The sequence below is a fragment of the Clostridium sp. FP1 genome (assembly GCF_011065975.2).
GTDB classification, from domain to species: domain Bacteria; phylum Bacillota; class Clostridia; order Clostridiales; family Clostridiaceae; genus Clostridium_AD; species Clostridium_AD tagluense.
The window spans coordinates 233,250-254,495 of the sequence record NZ_JAAMNJ020000001.1 but is presented as its reverse complement, the minus strand read 5'-3'; the positions used below and the strand labels follow the sequence as shown (position 1 = coordinate 254,495).

14 protein-coding genes and 1 other annotated feature are annotated in these 21,246 nt (G+C 31.4%); of the genes, 5 read left to right on the top strand and 9 right to left on the bottom strand.

All coding sequences use genetic code 11. The features are described 5' to 3' along the window. Positions 1-118: 118 nt before the first annotated feature. On the bottom strand, positions 119-1,186 hold the full coding sequence (locus tag G9F70_RS01150) for a mannose-1-phosphate guanylyltransferase (protein ID WP_164946557.1): 1,068 nt from the start codon (positions 1,184-1,186) through the stop codon (positions 119-121). Positions 1,187-1,383: 197 nt separating this feature from the next. Between G9F70_RS01150 and G9F70_RS01145 the strand changes: the two genes are divergently transcribed. Further along, positions 1,384-1,566: a hypothetical protein gene (locus G9F70_RS01145; protein ID WP_164946556.1), complete on the top strand. Its 183-nt coding sequence runs from the start codon at positions 1,384-1,386 to the stop codon at positions 1,564-1,566. An 80-nt stretch (positions 1,567-1,646) separates the two neighbouring features. On the opposite strand, the gene G9F70_RS01140 is transcribed toward G9F70_RS01145, so the two are convergent. From G9F70_RS01140 to ileS, 4 genes are all read right to left on the bottom strand, one after another. Beyond that, entirely contained in the window at positions 1,647-2,039 is a 393-nt protein-coding gene (locus G9F70_RS01140; RefSeq protein ID WP_164946555.1) for a HipA N-terminal domain-containing protein, read from the bottom strand. Positions 2,040-2,111: 72 nt separating this feature from the next. Next, positions 2,112-6,230, bottom strand: a complete 4,119-nt coding sequence (locus G9F70_RS01135) for an AAA domain-containing protein (protein WP_164946554.1) — start codon at positions 6,228-6,230, stop codon at positions 2,112-2,114. A 118-nt stretch (positions 6,231-6,348) separates the two neighbouring features. Further along, entirely contained in the window at positions 6,349-7,347 is a 999-nt protein-coding gene (locus G9F70_RS01130; protein ID WP_164946553.1) for a LacI family DNA-binding transcriptional regulator, read from the bottom strand. Between the two features lie 208 nt (positions 7,348-7,555). After that, a complete protein-coding gene (gene ileS / locus G9F70_RS01125; protein WP_164946552.1) occupies positions 7,556-10,657 on the bottom strand; it encodes an isoleucine--tRNA ligase in 3,102 nt (1,033 codons plus the stop codon). Between the two features lie 158 nt (positions 10,658-10,815). After that, positions 10,816-11,034 (bottom strand) — a binding site (T-box leader). A gap of 599 nt (positions 11,035-11,633) precedes the next feature. Here ileS and G9F70_RS01120 point away from each other — a divergent pair. Continuing rightward, positions 11,634-13,532 (top strand): glutamine synthetase, encoded by a 1,899-nt coding sequence (locus tag G9F70_RS01120; protein WP_164946595.1) that lies wholly within the window; start codon positions 11,634-11,636, stop codon positions 13,530-13,532. A 76-nt stretch (positions 13,533-13,608) separates the two neighbouring features. Here G9F70_RS01120 and G9F70_RS01115 read toward each other — a convergent pair whose 3' ends face one another. Further along, positions 13,609-15,417 (bottom strand): N-acetylmuramoyl-L-alanine amidase, encoded by a 1,809-nt coding sequence (locus G9F70_RS01115; RefSeq protein ID WP_164946551.1) that lies wholly within the window; start codon positions 15,415-15,417, stop codon positions 13,609-13,611. 323 nt (positions 15,418-15,740) lie between these two features. Between G9F70_RS01115 and G9F70_RS01110 the strand changes: the two genes are divergently transcribed. Further along, complete coding sequence (locus G9F70_RS01110; RefSeq protein WP_164946550.1) at positions 15,741-16,376, top strand: MBL fold metallo-hydrolase; 636 nt, start codon at positions 15,741-15,743, stop codon at positions 16,374-16,376. 46 nt (positions 16,377-16,422) lie between these two features. Here the strand turns inward: G9F70_RS01110 and nrdG are convergent, their stop codons facing one another. Then, a complete protein-coding gene (gene nrdG / locus G9F70_RS01105; protein ID WP_164946549.1) occupies positions 16,423-16,920 on the bottom strand; it encodes an anaerobic ribonucleoside-triphosphate reductase activating protein in 498 nt (165 codons plus the stop codon). 83 nt (positions 16,921-17,003) lie between these two features. Continuing rightward, positions 17,004-19,112, bottom strand: a complete 2,109-nt coding sequence (nrdD, locus tag G9F70_RS01100) for an anaerobic ribonucleoside-triphosphate reductase (protein ID WP_164946548.1) — start codon at positions 19,110-19,112, stop codon at positions 17,004-17,006. A gap of 552 nt (positions 19,113-19,664) precedes the next feature. Here nrdD and G9F70_RS01095 point away from each other — a divergent pair. Beyond that, positions 19,665-19,865 (top strand): cold-shock protein, encoded by a 201-nt coding sequence (locus G9F70_RS01095; RefSeq protein ID WP_071611001.1) that lies wholly within the window; start codon positions 19,665-19,667, stop codon positions 19,863-19,865. Between the two features lie 220 nt (positions 19,866-20,085). Further along, entirely contained in the window at positions 20,086-20,265 is a 180-nt protein-coding gene (locus G9F70_RS01090; RefSeq protein WP_164946547.1) for a hypothetical protein, read from the top strand. 91 nt (positions 20,266-20,356) lie between these two features. Here the strand turns inward: G9F70_RS01090 and G9F70_RS01085 are convergent, their stop codons facing one another. After that, on the bottom strand, positions 20,357-21,190 hold the full coding sequence (locus G9F70_RS01085) for a hypothetical protein (protein WP_164946546.1): 834 nt from the start codon (positions 21,188-21,190) through the stop codon (positions 20,357-20,359). Positions 21,191-21,246: the final 56 nt, after the last annotated feature.

Genomic DNA, 21,246 nt, shown 5'->3' with positions numbered 1-21,246 from the left:
TAATTATACTAAAGAAAATTATAAATGTCAACAGTATTTACAAATATTTCTGTAATAGTTATAATAATCGGAAAACTCCACCACATTATATGCGATGGAATTATTCCTTACTATTAGATTATATATATTTTTCCGTTCCTTCATGCTCCTTAAGTTCATTAACTAGGTGCTTTATTTCTTGATCCTTATTTTTATCCATTACCAATATAACATCTCCTGCATCTACAATTATAAGATCCTTTACACCAAACCCAATTATCAATCTATCTTTACCAAATACTGAGCAATTTTGGCTTTCCTCCATAAATGTATTACCCAAAACATTGTTGCCACGTAAATTGCTTAGAAATCTTGAAAGTGCTGCAAAGGTACCTATATCATCCCACACAAACTCACATTTTATAACAAAAGCCTTTCTGGTTTTCTGCATTATACCAAAATCTACTGATATTCCATCTATTTCATTATATTGCTGCTTTATTACTTCACTTTCTTCATCAGTATCTAAGGCTTGATATACCGTCATTAATCGTTTATACATTTTAGGCAGGTACTTCTCCATCTCTCGCAAAAACACATCTGCTCTCCATACAAACATACCGCTATTCCAAAGGAAATTTCCTTTCAAGAGCAAATCCTTTGCTACTTCCGTGTTAGGCTTTTCTAAAAAACGTTCTACTCTGAACGTAGGTATATCACCAGGTGTCCTATCTCCCATTTCGATATAACCATAACCAGTCTCTGGCCTTGTGGGCTGAACACCTATAGTGACTAGACCTCTTTTTTTGTTTGCAATTTCAACTGCTTGCAGCACAGTTTCTTTAAATTCCTTTTCGTTTTCTATATAATGATCAGATGGTAGCACTATCATGGTTGCTTCCTTATCCTGTTTTAGTAGTTTGGCAGCAGATAGACCTATACATGTAGCAGTCTCCTTATTACTAGGCTCAACAATTATATTTGATTTACGAATTTCTGGAATCTCATTGCAAATTTTGTCAAAATAATCTTCATTGGTAACTACGTAAATATTTTCATTACTAACTAAACATTTTATTCTATCCACAGTGCTTCTTAAAAAGCTCTTATTATTAATAATATTCAAAAACTGCTTTGGGTTTTGGGCACGAGATAGAGGATAAAGTCTTGTTCCTTTTCCACCTGCTAAAATTAGTACATATAGCAAAAAATACCACCCCAATTTATTACTCATTTCATTTTATGAAACCTTAGTCTATGTTGTGAGAACAATTTAGAATAAATAATATTATACAATTTTTTTCTGCATAATTTAATAGGTTTTTATCCACTATATATAGTGAAAATCAATTTTGTTTCATTTTGCGCTTTTTAAAAATATATTGTGAAAGGAAGAATTAGACTATGTCCCCTAAAGATACGCCTTACCCTTTTGATGGTATGCCTGATGAGAATTATTTTGGGGAGTTTAGAGAGCTCGTAAGTTCTACAGGCGCCTATGCAGCGAAAGATAACAACCACCATGATAAGTATAATAATGACCCTGATGATACTTTTAACGAATTTTCAATATTTCCTAAAGTCTAAAATTTGTGTAGTTATAAAATATAAAGTGTGTAGGACGAAAATATATATTTCCATCCTACACACTTTATATTTAAGCATATTTATTTTTCTTCTAAACCAATGCACTCCTCATCAAAAGGGGGAACAAATTCAAAGCTATCTGTTGAAATTTTACCTCCGCTTTTTTTTAGTAATTCAAATGCATCATATTGCTTAAGGTTATATTGCTTTAAAATAGAGCTTGCATCCCTTTTATCATTCCCAGGAATGCGGTTTAAAAATGAACTAAATAATTCTTCTCTAAAGTACTCTACATCTATTCTAGGTAAATTGGGCAATGGAGAGAATCCATATTCTTCGGCCTTTTCCACACCTGAAATATCATATTTGAAATAGTACTTTTCTCCTCGTCTAGATAATTCTCCTACTTTAAAGGATTCTCCTTCGCTACTTTTCCATATCATCCACATCATATTATTCACTTTACTAGTCATCCCTCTCACCCTCTTATCAAAAATATTTATACTTTAGTATATTTATACTTTTGTATATTGCTATTATGATAACTATATAATTAAATTGTTTAATTTTTGTTTCAACCTCTCCATAACTACACTTGGATCTCTATAGAATTCACTAGCACGTATTTTATAAAATTCCCAACCCATCCTTTCAAGACACATCTGCATTTCATAGTTCCTTTGCCAATTATAATCTTCATCCGCAGGCATTCCAATACACTGCACTGCTACTTTTTTATAATTAACGCCTTCAATTTCAGATGATAAATCTGTTTCAACAACAAAATCTATAGTATACTTTCCAATTTTAACTTTTGGTGTAAGCTTATATCCAATGCCTTTTATACTCTTTTCTATATGCTGCTCAAAATCGTTTAATAATAAATACTCAGAGGATTTAAGTTCTTCCTTAGGTTCATTCTGCCCAAGGCAATATTTTAATAAGGAGTACCTAGCACATTTATTATTAAGGTTCTCTAAATCTACTGAATGAAATAACCACATTTGATTTCTTGCACGACTGGCAGCTACGTTAAATCTTCTTATATCTGACCCTTTAGTTAGAGCTGCGAATTTAGCATTATTTGCAATAACCATAGATAGGAACATTACATCTCGCTCGTCCCCTTGGAATGAATAGGCATCTCCACAGATAAGTCTTCTTTGTAACATTTCCTCCATGCCAAGCCTCTCTACTAACTCACTTTGTATTAATTCAGCTTGTGCATCACCTAGAAGTGATATAACTCCCATAGTCATTCCAGTATACTTCCTATCACTACAGCACTCTAATATCTTTTCTACAATGCTGTGTGCCTCCAGTGTATTTAGTGCCTTAGTTTCATCCCTTAATCCCCCTTCAACTTTAGAGGTTACTATAAATGAACCAACTTTTTGAGTGGCTTCTATTCTTCTTAAAGGTATTATTTCATTAGCATAACATAATGCATTGCTAAAACCAATTATCTCTGGCACGCATCTAAAGTGCTCCTTTAATAATAACCTGTTTGGAAATACTCTTAGAGCTGTATTATATAAACTAGTTTTCAAATCAAACCATTCCGCATGTGGGATATCTTCTAAATATGTATTAATTAAAGTTTCTACAACAGTATGGTCCTTTCCAATGGCTTCAGGACTTATTTGCTTTTCATCTCCTACAATAATCGCCTTCTTAGCCCTCATTAATACCGTTATAGCTGATATGTCGCTTTGACTGCTCTCATCCACAATTACCACATCAAATAAATTATCTGTGAGCTTTAAATTTTCCATAACCCTATTTATTGGCATAATCCACACAGGAATTACATCTTTGCAATTGTCCATTTCCTTTTGTGCAATTTTTCTATACTTTACCGCCTGAGTACCTGTCCCTTTTCCTATCCTTTTTATAGCTTCCATCCATGTAAATAGGCTTCTTTTTTGAGCTTCAGTAGTCCGCTCTATTTGATTAAGCCAACTTCTTTTAGAAACAAGTTCTCCTACAATATATTTTTCTTTATTTTTTTCGCGAGTTATATTTTTCTCTAGCGATTCTACAGAGTCTCCGTCTAATTCACACAAGAAATCATTCCATTTTCTCCACTTCCATGCCTTTTCCCAGTCTGTGCACTGTGATTTCTTCATAATTTCATCTTCACCATTTGTTATGTTTTTAAGTAGTATTGGACAACATGCTTGTAATTTATTGCCTAGCTCTTTTAATTCTAATACCTGATGAGCTACTTTCATTAGACTATCTATTTCTACATAAACAGCTTTTATGTCCTCAATGCTCCTTTTGCTTATAGCATTTTGTAATTTTTCTAAGCAACCTATATTATTAAAGTTCTTCTTTATTTCTTCAATTTCACAGCACAATTTATTATATTTATTTATGTGCTTTAAACTCTCGAATCCCTTTTTAAGATAAATATATGTTTCTTTTTCATACCAAGATAGATTACTTGGCAAATTTTTGCCGGTCAAATCTTTGCCAGACGAACTTTTACCGGCGATATTCTTACTTGGCAAAAAATTAATTATATTATTTCTAAAGTCCTTGTCAAAGTCCATAATGCTTTGAATACTTTTAATATCCACAGACAATGCACTTATATAGTTTGTGTCAGTTTCATCTATAATCACTTCACCATAATCTTTTATTATATTGTTCCAAAAATTTTTAAGTTTTCTTTCTAATAACTGCAGTTTTATATATAAATCAACCACCACTATTTGGTCACTGTTATTTATAAGCTCATAATCCACCTTAACGCCTTCAAATAAATATTTAAGATTTCCATGAAGCATCTTGAATATGATTCCAAGTTTGCCTTTTTCTCTAATTGCTTTTTCTACAACCTCAAAGTCATTTTTGAATTTGTTTATATCAACATCCTTTGGTAGCTCTAATTTATGATTGTTTAATTCTTGCCTTATTTTATTTATGTTTTTCATATACTCATTACACTTTTCTACTAACTGCTGCCAAAATACCTTTGACTCATTATTAGAGTAATAATTAGTCATCACATTATTTAGCCAGTTGTTTTCAAACCCTTCAAGTCTTTCTATGGCATCATCTACAAGTTTTAGAAGTCTTCTATTTCCATAGTCTATAGAATCTACATTATTCCACTCTTTAATATTATCCTCATGAATTTGCTTCTGCTGTTCTAATTTAAATAATTCTGCTGTTTTATCACATAGATCAATTTCTTTAGGCAGTACTCCTATGTACTTTTTCATGTTATTTACTTCATAAATTTGCTCTTTTTTAACTGTACTTGATAATGCAACTAGCTTTTTAAATTCTTCAGTGCACAATGACTGTTCCTTATTAAATGCAAGCTTATCTACTATCCAAGAATAATCATCTTCATTATCTTTAACCCACCTCGCCATATCCATCAATGTATATTTTCGACCCTCATATTCTATTTTCTCATTTTCTCTATCTTCAATACATTTTAAATCTCCATATAAATTTTTCTGTGAATCACGGCATTTAATAAGTTTATATTTTAGTAGCTTTATTTCTTTACGTAATTCTTTAGTATCCATGGATAAATTTTCTGTTATTTTTCTAACAGACTCATCCAATTCTTCTAGTGATTTCGTATCATTCCCCAATATTGAGATGCATAATGCCCTAACTTCTTCTGGTATTTTATTAGATAAAACTCTTAATGCTCTATCTGTTTGGCTTGTAACTAACACCCTTTTACCATGTGCCAATAGATGACATATTAAATTAGCTATAGAATGGCTTTTGCCAGTACCTGGTGGCCCCTGTACAACAATGCCATAGTTCTCAGCCAATCTTTTAGTTATTTCCATCTGCTCTCGACTAGCAGGCAGTGGAAATAACACATCTTCTCCTACTTCCTTCCACTCGCCCCGCATTTCAATATCTTGTACTACTTCACTCTCTGAGACCAGTGCCTCTATAGTTTTAGGAATAGGAAATCCCGCTCTTATTTGCGCCAGCACATCATTTAGTTCCATATTCCAAAGTCTTGTGTCCACCTTGCGTAGTATTATGCAAGGTGCATTGTAAAATCGTATATTAGCTTGGACTAGTATATCTTCCTTTGAACTTAGTTCCTTAACATAGAACCCTTCTTCCTGGGCATTTAAAAGCATAGCTATCTCTTCAAAAATTTTTGAAGCCCTTTCGATATTTCTCACATCTAGAGCCATGTCTTTTGCTTTATTGCGAAGAACTAGTAAACTATCTAGGTTTACCTCTAAGTATTCATTTAAAAACTCAAGTTCCACATTGGTTTGATTATTATATGGCTTTAATGTAAATGCTTTTTTCATGGAGTCAAATTTTATTTCCATCTTAGTTGTAAAAATAGGATGGACTATTTCTTTATCTCCCTTTTGCCAAGTTAGAAGACCATTTGACCAAATTATCTCTAAATCCTCACTATTTTTTTCTAATTGCAAATATATTTTTTGAAACTTACTATATAGCACTCTTGTTCTCTCATCTATAGTTAACCAATAATCCTTATTTTCATCGCAATTAAATGTAATTCCAGGAGTATTTTGAATTTCTTTTTGCCAATATACACTTTCATATTCATTAATATTTCTTATAGTTTTCTCATTCATATTTTTAATGCTTAATAAATAGGAAAATACTTTTTCTACTTTATTATTAATATCCAAAGTTTTGTTACCTCCAACATCTTAATTAAATCATCTTCTTCGAAGCTGCAATATAGGTCACATTCAAATAATATAAAAAGTCTTATTAAAACAGAATTCGTTTTAACAAGACTTATAATTATTTACAGGAGTCTCTCTCCACTATTCTATAAGGTAATACAAAATGTTTTTCATCAACCACTAAATTATTTATGGATTTTATAATCATTCTCATACTTACAGAGCCCATATCATACATTGGTTGAGATACAGTAGTAAGTTTAGGATAAAATATTGAAGCTGAATAAATATCATCAAAACCCATAACATCTACATCTTCTGGAACCTTAATATCTCTATCTCTTAATGCATTTATTACTCCCATAGCAATTTCATCACTAGCGCAGAATACTGAATCTATCTCCATACCTTTATCTAATATAGCATTAATTCCCGCATAACCATCTCTAGCCTTAACTCCACCAAAATAAACTAAATCTTTATCCAGGTTTATTTCCATTTCCCTGAGGCCCTTTTTATAACCTGTGTACCTTTTAGATAGGGCATTGACTTTTTCTGTAGTGGTACCTACATATGCAATTTTTTTGTTGCCCTTATTTATCAAATATTTTACTGCGTCTGATGCCGCCATTACGTTGTCAATAGAAACGCTAGGAAATATTCCATCCTCATCTGTAGTTTCTACTAAAACCGTTGGCATTTCAAGCTCTTTTATTAAACTTATAATATTCTGACCTATGGAATTACTCATGTATATAACTCCATCTATCATTTTCTCTTTAAGTATCCTTAGTGCTTCCATTTCTTTATCTAAATCTAAATCCGCATTACAAAGCATAATATTATAATTATAAATATTAGCTACATCCTCACAACCTCTAACTATTTCAGGATAAAATTGATTTGATATATCCGGTATAATTATTCCTATTGTGCTAGATTTTTGTGTTTTTAAACTTCTAGCAACTATATTGGGTCTATATGATAATTTTTTTATAGCGTCTTTTACCTTTTTCTTAGTGTCTTCGTTTACCACATCTATATCATTTAGAACTCTAGATACTGTGGCAATAGAAACTCCCGCTTCTCTTGCAACATCTTTTATTGAAGCAGCCATATTCTCAACTCCTATTTTTTTATCCGATTATTTTTCTTATTATATCATTATACTTATAAAATCTCTTTATTTCAAGCTATAATGCGAACTTTTAACTATTAGTATAGTTATAGTGTTGCCCATTTAAAAAAATTTTACAATAATATCCGCACTTTATGATTAAAAAGAAAGTATACGACTAATATCGCATACTTTCCAAAATTACTAATTATACTTTTTCTACAGCGAGCTGCAAATCTTCTCCATTTATCTTAACTGCATTGTATTCTCTTTTGATATTATGCATAACTTCTACTGATAATGTATCTCGCTTGATTTGCTCTTCAAATTTTAAAACTACATTCTGAAGCATTTCATTTCCAGAAACGTAAAGTCTAATCTTATCAGCAACTTCAAACCCACTTTCTTTTCTCATGTTTTGAATCTTGCTTAAAATCTCCCGTAGGTTTCCTTCTTCTTTGAGTTCATCAGTTATATTAGTATCTAAGACTACTCCCATTTCACCTTCTCCAGCAAATGCATAGCCGGAAAGTCCTTGCATAGTAACAAGTAATCTTTCACTATTTAATTCTATTTCTATTCCATTTACATCTATAGTAACTACTCCGCCATTATTTATTGTTTGAGCAAGCTCCATCTGGTTCATAGCAGCTATTGCTTTTTTGATGCCAGGTATAAATTTACCATATGGTTTTCCTAGCACAGGAAGGTTTGGTTTTATTTCAAATTGAACATATTTAGAAAGATCAGCTCCTAGCTCTACTTCCTTAATATTAAGTTCTTCTTTTACTATATCTCCATAATATTCTGGAAGAGATCTAAGACTAACTAGCATTTTAGCTAGTGGCTGTCTATTTTTTATATTAGCAGCATTTCTAGCACTTCTTCCTAGTTTAACAGTCTTATAAGCCTTATCCATTTCTTCTTCTAAGAGAGTATCCACAAGGTCTTCTCTATACTGCGGCCATGCACATAAATGTACACTTTCTGGTGCATTTTTGTCAAAAGTAACTACTAGATTTTGATATAATTCCTCTGTTACAAATGGTATAAAAGGAGCTGCTATTTTAGCAAAAGTTGTGATAACTCTATATAATGTCATATAAGCGCCTATCTTATCATCTGTAAGTGACTCTACCCAGTATCTTGATCTATTACGTCTTACATACCAATTAGAAAGTTCATCAACAAAGGCTTCAAGTTCAATAGCTCCTTGAGTTATTCTGTAGTTTGTTAAATGATCATCTGTATTCTTAACTAATGAGTTTAATTTTGACATCATCCATTTGTCCATAATATTTTGGGACACGAAATCCTCATATTTAGTTGGATCAAAATTATCTAAATCAGCATATAAAATGTAGAATGAATATACATTCCAAAGTGTTCCTATAAACTTTCTTTGTGCATCAATAACTGCATCTTCATAAAATCTTGAAGGAAGCCATGGAGCACTAGCAGTATAAAAATACCATCTTAGAGCATCTGCTCCTTGATTCTCAAGCACTGTAAACGGACTGAGCACATTCCCTTTATGCTTAGACATCTTAATACCGTTTTTATCTAAGACATGGCCAAGTACTATACAGTTTTCAAATGGGTTTGTATCAAATACAGTAGTAGATATTGCAAGTAGCGTATAGAACCAACCTCTTGTTTGATCTACTGCTTCTGAAATAAATTGAGCTGGAAAATTAGCTTCAAACATTTCTTTGTTCTCAAATGGATAATGATGTTGTGCAAATGGCATTGATCCTGAGTCAAACCAGCAGTCTATAACTTCTTCTACCCTAGTCATTGACTTATTACATTTTGGGCATTTTAAATGTACCTTATCTATAAATGGTTTATGAAGTTCTATTCCTTCTGGAACATCTATTCCCTTTTCATTAAGTTCTGCTATACTTCCTATCATTTCGCGGTGACCGCATTCACATTCCCAAATCGGAAGTGGAGTTCCCCAATATCTGCTTCTACTTATACTCCAGTCTATAACACCTTCAAGGAAATTACCCATTCTTCCCGTTCTTACGTTATCTGGCATCCAATTAATCTTATTATTATTTTCTACAAGTTTCTCTCTTACTGAAGACATTCTTACAAACCAACTATCTCTTGGATAATATAAAAGTGGTGTATCACATCTCCAACAGTGTGGATATGAATGTGTGAATTTCTCTGTTTTATATAAGACATTATTTTCTTTTAGGTATTCTAATATTTTAGCATCAGCATCTTTAACAAAGACACCCTTCCAAGGAGTAACACAATCTACGAATTTACCTTCTACATCAACTAAATTAATAAGTGGTAAATCATTTTGTTTTCCAAGCAAGTTATCGTCTTCACCATAAGCAGGAGCTATATGAACTATACCTGTACCATCTGTTAGTGTTACGAAGTCTCCGTGAACTATATAGAAGGCTTTACCTTCAGGAGTATAGAAATTAAACATTTGCTCATATTCAAGGCCTAAAAGATCTTCTCCTTTAAATTCGCGTACCACTTCATACTCGCCCTCGAGTTTACTAAGTAGTTTTTTTGAAAGTATTAAAGTCTCATTTTCTTGAACCACTTCAACATAGTCATATTTTTTATTAACTGCAAGTGCTACATTACTTGGAAGAGTCCAAGGAGTTGTGGTCCAAACAAGTATAGATTTTTCTTCACCTTTCACCTTAAATTTTACATAAGCTGAAGCTTCTTTTACATCCTTATATCCTTGACCTACTTCATGAGAAGATAGTGAAGTCCCACATCTTGGGCAATATGGCATTACTTTATGACCTTTGTATAATAGGTCCTTATCCCACATTTGCTTTAATGCCCACCAAACTGATTCAATATAATTGTTATGATAAGTTACATAAGGATTATCCATATCTACCCAGTAACCCACTCTCTCAGACATTTCTCTCCACATATTAACATAGCTAAAAACACTGTCCTTACATTCTATTACAAATTTCTCTACTCCATAAGCTTCTATTCCTGGTTTTCCAGAAATACCAAGTTTCTTCTCTATTTCAAGTTCTACTGGCAGGCCATGAGTATCCCACCCTGCTTTTCTAGGAACTTTGTACCCTTTCATTACCTTATACCTTGGAATTATATCCTTCATAACTCTTGTTAAAACGTGACCTATATGTGGTTTACCATTGGCTGTTGGTGGACCATCATAAAAAGTGAAGGACTCTCCACCCTCATTTAAATCAAAATTCTTTTGAATAATGTCTTTTTCTTTCCAAAGCTTAAGTATATCTTTTTCTATATCCATAAAACTTTTTGAAGCATCATTTTTCTTGTACATAATAAAACTCCTTTCCCTATTTCATTTAATAATAAACACTTAGATTCCACTGAATTTTTGGAATAATTAAATCATCACCTAGGGTCCTGTTCATCCTCTTCGGAACTGCTCATAAACTTGGGCCTACAATATTTTTAAATATAAAAAAACTCCACCCTAAATAGGACGAAGTTAAATTCGCTATGCCACCTATACCATAAATACAAATTAAAGTACTATCATACTTTATTCTTTAACGCAGAAATACGGATAAGCTTACTAAATTTTCAGCTTTCAGCTCCTAGGTGATTTTCTTCAAACTTTCACTATGGGTTCGCACCTTTCCCCACTCTCTGCAAGTTACCTGCTTAAATACTTTTCCTAATCAAAGCTTTTTTTAGTCATAATTAATATAAATAAATTATAAATCAATATGAACTTCTTATGATTATATAATAGTGAATTTTTATTGTCAATTCCTTTTTAATTTTTATTGTATCTTCCATGCTATAATGTTGTTAAATCATCACCTTCGGTGCTGAAATGTCGTTAAAAGTTATTTTCACGAACATTCATGACTATTTTATTAAAATAGTACGTTAATTCTATGGTTTTATGCCTATAAGTACAACTTTTATTGTGAAATATGCATATTTTCATAAATATATGTGATATAATATAAGATAAAAATGAAATTCACGATACTTTAAACTATAAATAACTACAGAATACGTTTACGTAAATGAATTTATGTTTTACCATACTTGCAAAATATCCTGATTATTTTGTTAATAATTATAATTGATGATGTTTTCCATTGACATACTTTCATTATTATAATAAAATCATTTTATTTAGTTGTGTATTAAAAGAAAATCTTACACTTCTATAAATAAGATTATTATTTTAATGAGAATGTAATTCTATTTCTAAAAATATTAATGGAGTCGTTTTACTGGCTTTTAAATAAAAATATATATTTTAAAGGAGGAAGATTATTTTGAAAAATTTAATTTATGTAATTCCAAAAGAAAATCATTCTGAAAAAGATATTAAAGAAATTCTACTTGCCCACTCTGAGGTGAAATTCGTTTCTCTAGTAGGTATTGACTTATCCGGAAATGACACCGATGAAAGAATTCCAATGTCTGTATTTTTAAATGACATTATTGGTTTCGCGAAGGGTGCTATACAAACTGACGGTTCATCTGTAGTCTTCCCAGGCATTGCTACTCTAAATAATGCTAAAACAGACATGCTGGCAGATTTTGATTGTAATTGGTTCATCGACTACAATTATGAAAACATTGATTTTGAAACAAAATTACCTGTAGGAACCTTAAAAATTCCATGTTTATTATTACATAATAACATTCCAGTAGATTCAAGGTCTATCTTAAAAAAATCCATTAACTGCTTTAAAACAACTCTTCACAATTTATTCAAAGAATATCCATCTGCACTCGCTTCTTTTGATTTTTCCTATGAAGATATTGATGAAATCCTACTTACCTCTGCTACTGAATTAGAATTTTGGGTAAAAACACCTAATGATGACGCAGATATAGAGGAACTATCCACTTCTCAAGAACTAAAGGAGCAATATTGGAGTAGGCTTAAAGGAAGTGTTCGAACTGCCTTAGAGCAATCCCTTACTTTAATGGAAGACTATGGTTTCGAACCAGAAATGGGACATAAAGAGGTTGGTGGCGTAAAAGCTCAACTAGGTGAAACTGGTTCTCTAACTCATATTATGGAACAGCTTGAAATAGATTGGAAGTTTTCTGATGCTCTTCAATGTGCGGATAATGAGCTATTTATAAGAAATTTAGTAAGAGAAACTTTTAGACGCAACAGTTTAGATGTTACCTTTTTAGCGAAGCCTGTGCAAGATGTAGCTGGAAGTGGTAAACATGTTCATATTGGTGTAGCTGTAAAATTAAAAAACGGAAAAAGAGTTAATTTATTTACTTCTACTAAAAAACATTTCCTAAGCACTATAGGTTATGCCTGCGCCATGGGTATACTTAAAAATTACGAAGTAATAAATCCATTTATTTCTCCAACAAATGATTCACTAAGAAGACTAAAACCCGGTTTTGAAGCTCCTGTTTGCATAGTAACTTCCCTCGGACACAGCGTGGATGTTCCTTCAAGGAATAGATCTATACTCTTAGCATTAATAAGAGATCTTGATAATCCACTTGCTACAAGATTTGAGCTTAGAGCGCCAAATCCACATACTAATACATACCTAGCTTTAGCCACCTTATATATGGGCATGCTAGATGGGCTTGTATACGCAATAAAAAATAATAAATGTGAAGATGACCTTTTAAGTGAATTATCTAAAGCACCCGGCGAGGACAGTGAGTATCTAGAAAAACATAGAGCATACCGAAGTGAAGAAAATGTATTTGATTTCTATACAGATGAAGATCGCGAAGAGTATTTTGGAAAAGCACCTAAAACTATTTATGAAAATCTTCTTGGACTCGATGAATATCCTGAAAAACTTGAAGTTCTTAAGGCTCACGGTGTATTTACTCCTAGTTTACTAAATAGTTTTAAAATAGCTATAACCACTAGATGGGTTACTGAAATAAATAATAGAATATTAAATGCTTATGCAGAAGAAATTCGAAATTCTAAAGTGATTCATACTCCTGAAAAGGCTTTAGATTTAGATTTAGCAAATTGGCAAAAAATTAATGATTTAAGACATTATATTATGAAGGACACTTATTCTAAAACTAGCCTCTTTACTAAAATAAAAGAAGCTTCCAAAGTTGAAAACTACAAGGAACTTTCTGCCTTACAACTAGAATTAGATGCACAAATGGAAGAACTTAGACTTTGTTATAGTAATTATAAAAAGAATTTGTTAGATATTTAAATTATATATTTTAAGTCATTAAAAAATCACCTACACAGTAAAATACTATGTAGGTGATTTTTTATAATAATTTAAATTAATATACTATATTAGTTATTCCTAAACTCTTAAGAATACCTGTTGAAATTGCCTTTGCTAATTTGTTTTGGTAGTCTTCAGTTTTTAACAGCTTTTCTTCTGTTGGATTAGATAGAAATGATGTTTCTACCAATATAGCCGTAGCATCTGTATTTCTTATAACATATAAATCTGTAGTAACAGGTTTAATACCCCTATCTTTTCTTCCAGTTGCTTTAATTAATTCAGTTTGGACATTTTGAGCAAGCTTTTGTCCAGCTGAACTCCCACTAAAATAGAAAGTCTCGATGCCACTAACTGTAGAACTTTCAAAGGAATTAGCATGAATGCTTACAAAATAATCTGGTTTAGTGTTATTTGAAACATCACATTTATCTTGAAGATTTCTGGCTTGATTACTACTGGAATAAGGTATATTGTCATTTTTTCTTGTGTACACCGTTTCAACACCATTTTTAACTAATATATCTCCTATTTTAAAAGAAATTTTCAAAACTATATCCTTTTCCAGCGTTCCCGTTACTCCTACTGCTCCTGAGTCTCCACCTCCATGACCTGGGTCTATTACTACTTTGTAGGTGCTCTTAGTAACATTAATTATAACTTTAGCTTTTGTATCATAATCCTTTATAACTCCTTCATAAGCATAAGTCCCTACTTTATTTAGACAAACTGAATTTTGAGACCACACCACTGCAACATCTTTTTTTAAATTATTACTCATAGTAGCTTGCACCATTTTAGGGAATGTGTATGTGCCACCCACTTGTAAATTAGCCATTATATCTTTAACTGAAGATATTTCATAAACAGGGTCATAACTCGTATCTGTATTTGCGAATCCAGCATAATTCATTAACCCATTAGCTATAGCCTTTGCAGCATTATTTTGATACTTGTCGCTATTTAATAATATCTCTTCATTTGGATTGCTTAGGAACCCTAATTCCATCATTATAGCAGGACAGCTTGTCTTTTTTAATATCCCAAAATTTCCCGTTTCCATTGCTACTTTTATTTCCCTATCCTTTGCCGCTGTTGCCTTTATTAGTTCTCCCTGTATTGAACTAGCTAGTAGCTTATTATTAGAAGCATCAGATAGATAATATGTTTCAATACCACTGGCCTCAGTATTTGAAGCACTATTAGTATTTATACTTAAAAACACATCTGCCTTTGCATTCTTTGCTATTGCAGCTTTTGCATCATCCTCGCCAGCCGCACTCCAAGGTACTGAATCAGCATTTCTGGTGTATACTATATTGAATCCTCTTGTTTTTAGTATATTGCCTAGTTTCAGCGCTACCTTTAAATTTATATCCTTAGCCTTAGCACCATTTACACCAGTGTTTTCCGTATAGAACTGCGCCGGATCTATACATACAGTAAACTCACTTGGTTTTGTAGGTATACTTGGTTTTATAGTTTCGGTATTAAAATTCATTCTAACTTCTTTAGGCAGAGGCTCTCCATCATTAGATTTAACCTTTTCCGTAACTATCAAGGTATATGTCTTATTAGATTCATAATTTTTTACAGGACTTACTATTACCTTTTTATTGTCATTAGCTAAACTAACATTTACGTCTATGTAATTATTATTTTCTCCAACCACCTTAATGTTTGTGCTAGTAACCGTAGCAGGGCTCAGTGATTTATTGAAATTCACTGTCCATGGCTTGCTAACTACCACATCGTTTTTAGGACCCATATCTACATAGGTACTAGCCTTAACTATTATTTGCATAGGTATAATCAATGCAAAAGTTAAAATCATAATTGTAAATGCTTTAAAGATATTTTTCATATAATCTCCCCTAACCCTTCATATTTAATTATTTATATCATTATTTATATAATTTTAAGCCTTGTTGTAAATTATGGTATTAATCCTGAGATAATTATACTATAATTTTATTACCATCTCTATAGTTATAAATATTTTTCAAGAATTTATTGAAATTCAATATATTTACTTTTAAAATAGTATATTACCCCATAAAATGTGCCATAATTTAATGATAAATAGTCATATAAAATATTGTCTCTCTATAAAATACGTATAGTGAGACAATTTGTTTCAATTTAAGGTGAAATATTTAAAAATCATTTAATAAAAGGAGAATTTACATGGAAATAACTTGGCTAGGTCATTCATGCTTCCTTTTGCAAGATTCAAAAGGTAGAAAGCTTTTAACAGATCCATTTGATACTACACTAGGATATGAAATTTATAAAGGAAGTCCGGATATTGTAACTATAAGTCATAAGCATTTTGATCATAATTATACTAAAGAGTTAAATGGTAATTATAAAATCATAGATAAAATTGGTGTGTTCTATATATGTGATATACCTATAAAAGGTACCCCCTCTTATCACGACAAAGATAAAGGCGCAAAGCGTGGTGATAACATAATATTCACTTTTAAGATGGATGACTATACCTTATGTCATTTAGGAGATTTAGGCCATAGTCTTTCAAATGATGATATAGATGTTATTGGAAGTGTAGATATATTGTTTATTCCTGTGGGTGGTAATTACACCCTGGATGGGAAAGAAGCTGCGGAAGTTACTAAGAAAATAAATCCCAAAATAGTTATACCCATGCACTATAAAACTTCACTAGTGTCCTTTCCCTTAGATGGGGTAGAAACATTTCTTATGTACATGAAAAACGCCTCAAAAATAGATAGTAATAACTTAATAATCAATGGTGAATTAAGAGAATCAATGTCTGTTAAAATACTAAATTATATTTAAAAAGGAAGCCCTCCATTTTAAAATTGGAGGGCTTCCTTTTGTATATTTATTCCCATAATATAATTTCATTTTTTAAAATACTTTTCTGTACATCAATAATCCTCTGATTGGAAGAGCCAGTATACTTACTGGCATCTGTCCTTAATTCTTCATGAAATTTACCATCAATAAGTACATCTATAAATTTTAGTAGCCCTAGTTTGTCTTTATCTTCACTATTTATTATCTCGTCATATGTGTATCCACTATAACACCAAATATTTAATCCCTGCTTCCTTATTCCTTCTGACAATTTTGATAGTGCTAATGCACTTTGAAAAGGTTCTCCTCCTGAAAAGGTGACCCCTTTTATTATAGGCCTATTCTTAGCTATTTTTTTCAAAATATCTCCTACTAAAACAGAATCACCATAATCAAAACTTTGCATAAGCTGATTTTGGCAACTTTCACAGTTATGCATGCAGCCAGACACAAAGAGCACAGATCTCATTCCGTCTCCATTGACTAATGAATTATCTAAAAACCCACCTATTTGAAGTTTCACTAAATACACCGCCTTTTATATGATAAAGTAAATCATGAGCAATTGTACTAATACAATTGCTCATGATTTTAAACAAACTTTATTTAATAGACAGCTGCATGATCCTCAGTATGAGATATCCTATCTGCTCTCTCTGCTGTTTTCCCATTACCAAATCTCTCATCCAAACTTAAGTAACCTGTTACTCTTGAAATTCCTTGTATATTATGACTCCCACATTTCGTGCATTTTTGAACTCCACTTTGGAGATAAGTTCCGCAATCTTTACAATATCTTATATGGAAATTAATCCCCAAGTAACTAATGTTTGTTTGCTTATATGCATAATCTAATATGTCCATTATAATTTCCCCTGTTGGGTAATCGTCAAGTTCTATATAACTAATATGTCCACCATTACATAATTTATGATAAGGTGCTTCAATATCTATTTTTCCTACAATGGATATTGGATATCCTACAGGAACATGATAACTATTTGTATAATATTCCTTATCCGTAACCCCTGGTATTTCACCAAATACAGCCTTATCTTGAAGTATAAACCTACCACTTAACCCTTCAGCAGGCGTTGCATAAGTGCTCCAATTAAGCTTAGTTTCATCTATTAACTTGTCAGTATACTTTCTTATATAGGATATTATTTCAACCCCTAATTTTCTAGACTCTTCGCATTCACCATGATGCTTCCCTGTTATCGCTGCTAGAGTTTCCGCAAGGCCTATAAATCCAATAGCCCATGATCCATTCTTTAAAATAGGTTCAATGGAATCATTAGGAGTTAATCCTTCACTTCCAAGCATTAGTCCTTGACCTGCTACAAATGGTAAATCCTTAACCTTTAACTTTTTTAACACATTATATCTATGCATAAGTGCTTCTCTGCAAAGTTCTAACTTAACATAGAGTAATTTATAGAACTTGTCTACATTTCCCTTAGCTAATATACCAAGTCTAGGAAGATTTATAGTTGCCGGTGCAATATTTCCTCTGCCCTTTGTTCCTGCCTCTCCATTTATATTAGAACAAACATAAGTACGACACCCCATGGTAGCCGGTGTAATTCCTTGATCATAGTAAAATTTATTAAAATCAGCATCTAAATTCATAAAAGTAGGGTTCATTCTCTTGCTAGCAACCTGACAAGCAAGCTTATATAAATAGTGATATGGATCAGTTTTTTCTCTATTTACTCCTTTTTTTACTCTAAAAATTATATTAGGAAATACTGGTTGTTCTCCTTTTCCAAGCCCTTTTTCATATTCTATTAGAAATATTTCACATACCAGGGCTGCGTCTTTAGATTCTGGTATTCCAATATTCATTGAACTAAAAGGCACTTGTGATCCTGCTCTGCTATGCATTGTATTTAGGTTATATACTATGCCCTGCATAGATTGCTCTATAGCTCTTCTTAATTTACGCTCTGCAAACGCATTGATCTTATTTTCATCTACACCTAGGTCTCTAATCTCTTGACGTATTTCTTGCCTTGTGTATTCTATAAATGCTGCCATATCATTATCAAAATCTGGATGTGACTGACCTCCAAACATATCGTTCTGAGTTGATTGAAGTAAAATACATGAAAGTTCCGCTGCAGACTCTATCCTTTTTGCTCTCCTTATATAGCCATAGCCCGTATTAAAGCCTCTTTCTAAAACTTCTTTTGTTGGTATATGCAAACAATTTACGGTTAAATTGTAACTATCCAAATCATGGTAATATACGTCTCCATTTTCATGTGCTTTTGCTAAATGCTTAGGCATCATAGATAAATTATGCCATTTGTTAGATTCACTAGCAATTCTAAGTAACTTAGAACTAAAATTATTGCCCACATTAGCATTATCTCTATCTGTTTCTACTCCTATTTTTTCTATAGCTTTCATAAGATCTGATTTTATTTCTCTAATCTTATTACGTTCACGCCTATAATTAGAAAAAGCTACTCCAATAGGCTTATGACCATTTTCTAAAAGTTTATCTTCAACAATATTCTGTATTTCTTCCACAGAAAGTTGCTGTTTGTCCAAATCCTCAATTCTTTCTAACACCTTTTGAGTTAGCTCTATAATTTCACTTTCTTTTAAATTAAAACCTATCTCATCCGCTGCTCCCCTTATGGCATTTGTGATTTTTATCGAATCAAACTGAACCTCTCGTCCATCTCTTTTGACTACATGTAGCATAACTAGGCCTCCCTAAACACAATATCTTGTACTTTGCTTATTATACTCTAGTAAAAATTATATATCAATTTGACAATTAACTTCTATCATATAATACGCCCATTTAGGTTTTGATTATCTCAATTTCCTTTGATTTTTTATCCTTATTGTGCTCTTGACATTATAATTTCACCTCTAAACTTATTTTTATTAATATCTGCCTGAAAAAAAATAAAAAAAAATAAAACAGTATAAAAAAAACATTAAAAGCCAAACTATATTTAGAACATAAAGCAACCACTACTAAAACTATTATAAATAATATACTGCCTTAAGTTAAAATAGTTTAATAAAAAATAACTAAACTGTATGTATTTTAAATTATACTATAATATAATTAAGTAAATTAAGTTTAGATGAATTCTTAGTAAATAAATAAAAAGATACGCAATTATTTATTTTATTTTTGAAAAACTATTTAAAATTTTAACAAAGTGTAGTATTATAATACTTATGTTACAAATGTTTTATGTTACAAATGTTACAAATTTTTTTATTCAGGAGGAAAGTTATATGAAAACAGGTACAGTTAAATGGTTTAATTCAGAAAAAGGGTTTGGATTCTTATCCGTAGAAGGAGAAGAAGATGTATTCGTACATTTTTCAGCTATTCAAGGAGACGGATATAAATCTTTAGAAGAAGGACAACAAGTTCAATTCGAAATAACTACTGGCGCTAGAGGCCCTCAAGCTTCAAACGTTACTAGATTATAATTCAAATTCTAAAGTAATCTATAATATACATCAATTATAGATAAAACACCTATCACACTGTGATAGGTGTTTTTTAGTTTATATCAGCTATCCTTAAGTCCACTTATATCCTTTGTTTTATTCATTTTATAAAAATATTATCACTTTCATGAATATAATGTCTATCTTTGCTAAAACTATACAAGAGTTAGTTTATAGACTGTGAAAGGATGTTTTCATAATGATTGGTAAAATAATAGATATGGACAATACAGATGCTTTTATAAATTTTTCAGACGGAACTACTGTGGATATATGTATTGCTCGTTTACCTAAAAATTCAAAAATAGGAGATACTATTGATTTAAATATGGCATCTCCTACTAATTTGAGAAACAATATAATGGAAAGCTTTTTCTAATAAAATTTTAATAATAAAAATCTGTATTTGTTCTCCAAATACAGATTTTTATTATTTAGACATCCTGAAAATATGTCACACTGAGATTATATTAAAATTTAGGTGGTTTTTTATCTTCAAAAGTTTCAATGTTCCATAGTCCTTTATAATATTTAGCTACTACGTAATACACCTTTTCTTTCTCACTAAGTGTAGTCTTAATTGTAGCAGAGGCCTTGTATATAGTAGCTTTATATCCTTGCGTTTTAACTTTTATTAACACATCATAATCCGTAGCTTTACCTTTTAGTAATGTAGCATTATAATCATCTAACAATTTACTTTTAAAGGATTCTAAATCAGTTGATAGTACAAATTTAGCTACACTATTATCCTCACTTATATCAAGTCCTATTTTTTTGCCCTTGCCTTCACCCTCTACATACTTATCTAATACCTTTGAAATGGAATCATAATATACAGTTTTAAAATCTATTGGCTTTCGTATATTCCAAAAGTTTTGTATTATATCATTATCAATTCTTTTAGATACAATATAGCTATTATCTGAACTATACAAATTAGCTCCATCTTTTTCATCCAGCCCTGCTATATAGTTAAATTTGTGGACTTTATCTACGCCCTCATACATTTCAAATATATAATCAGACTCTAGTGTTGATTTTTCACTAACTTCCTTAGATGTTGATAAGATTTCATACAAATCTTTTATGGCTATTTCATCTGTAACCACAAATCTAAAGCTTTTATCCCTAGTACTTTGTATTATTATCTTTTTAATTCTGCCATCCTTAATATATTCAAAATCATTATTTTTTAGTCCAAGCTTTACTTTGATCCCATCAAAGCTCTTACATCCTGTAAATATAAATGCAGCTATAACTATAAAAGAAAATATCAGGAGCTTGTTTTTATTTTTGTGCATTTTTTATCCTCCTTGCTTTTCTCTGAAGATGCCTTAACACATTATTTAAGCTGCCT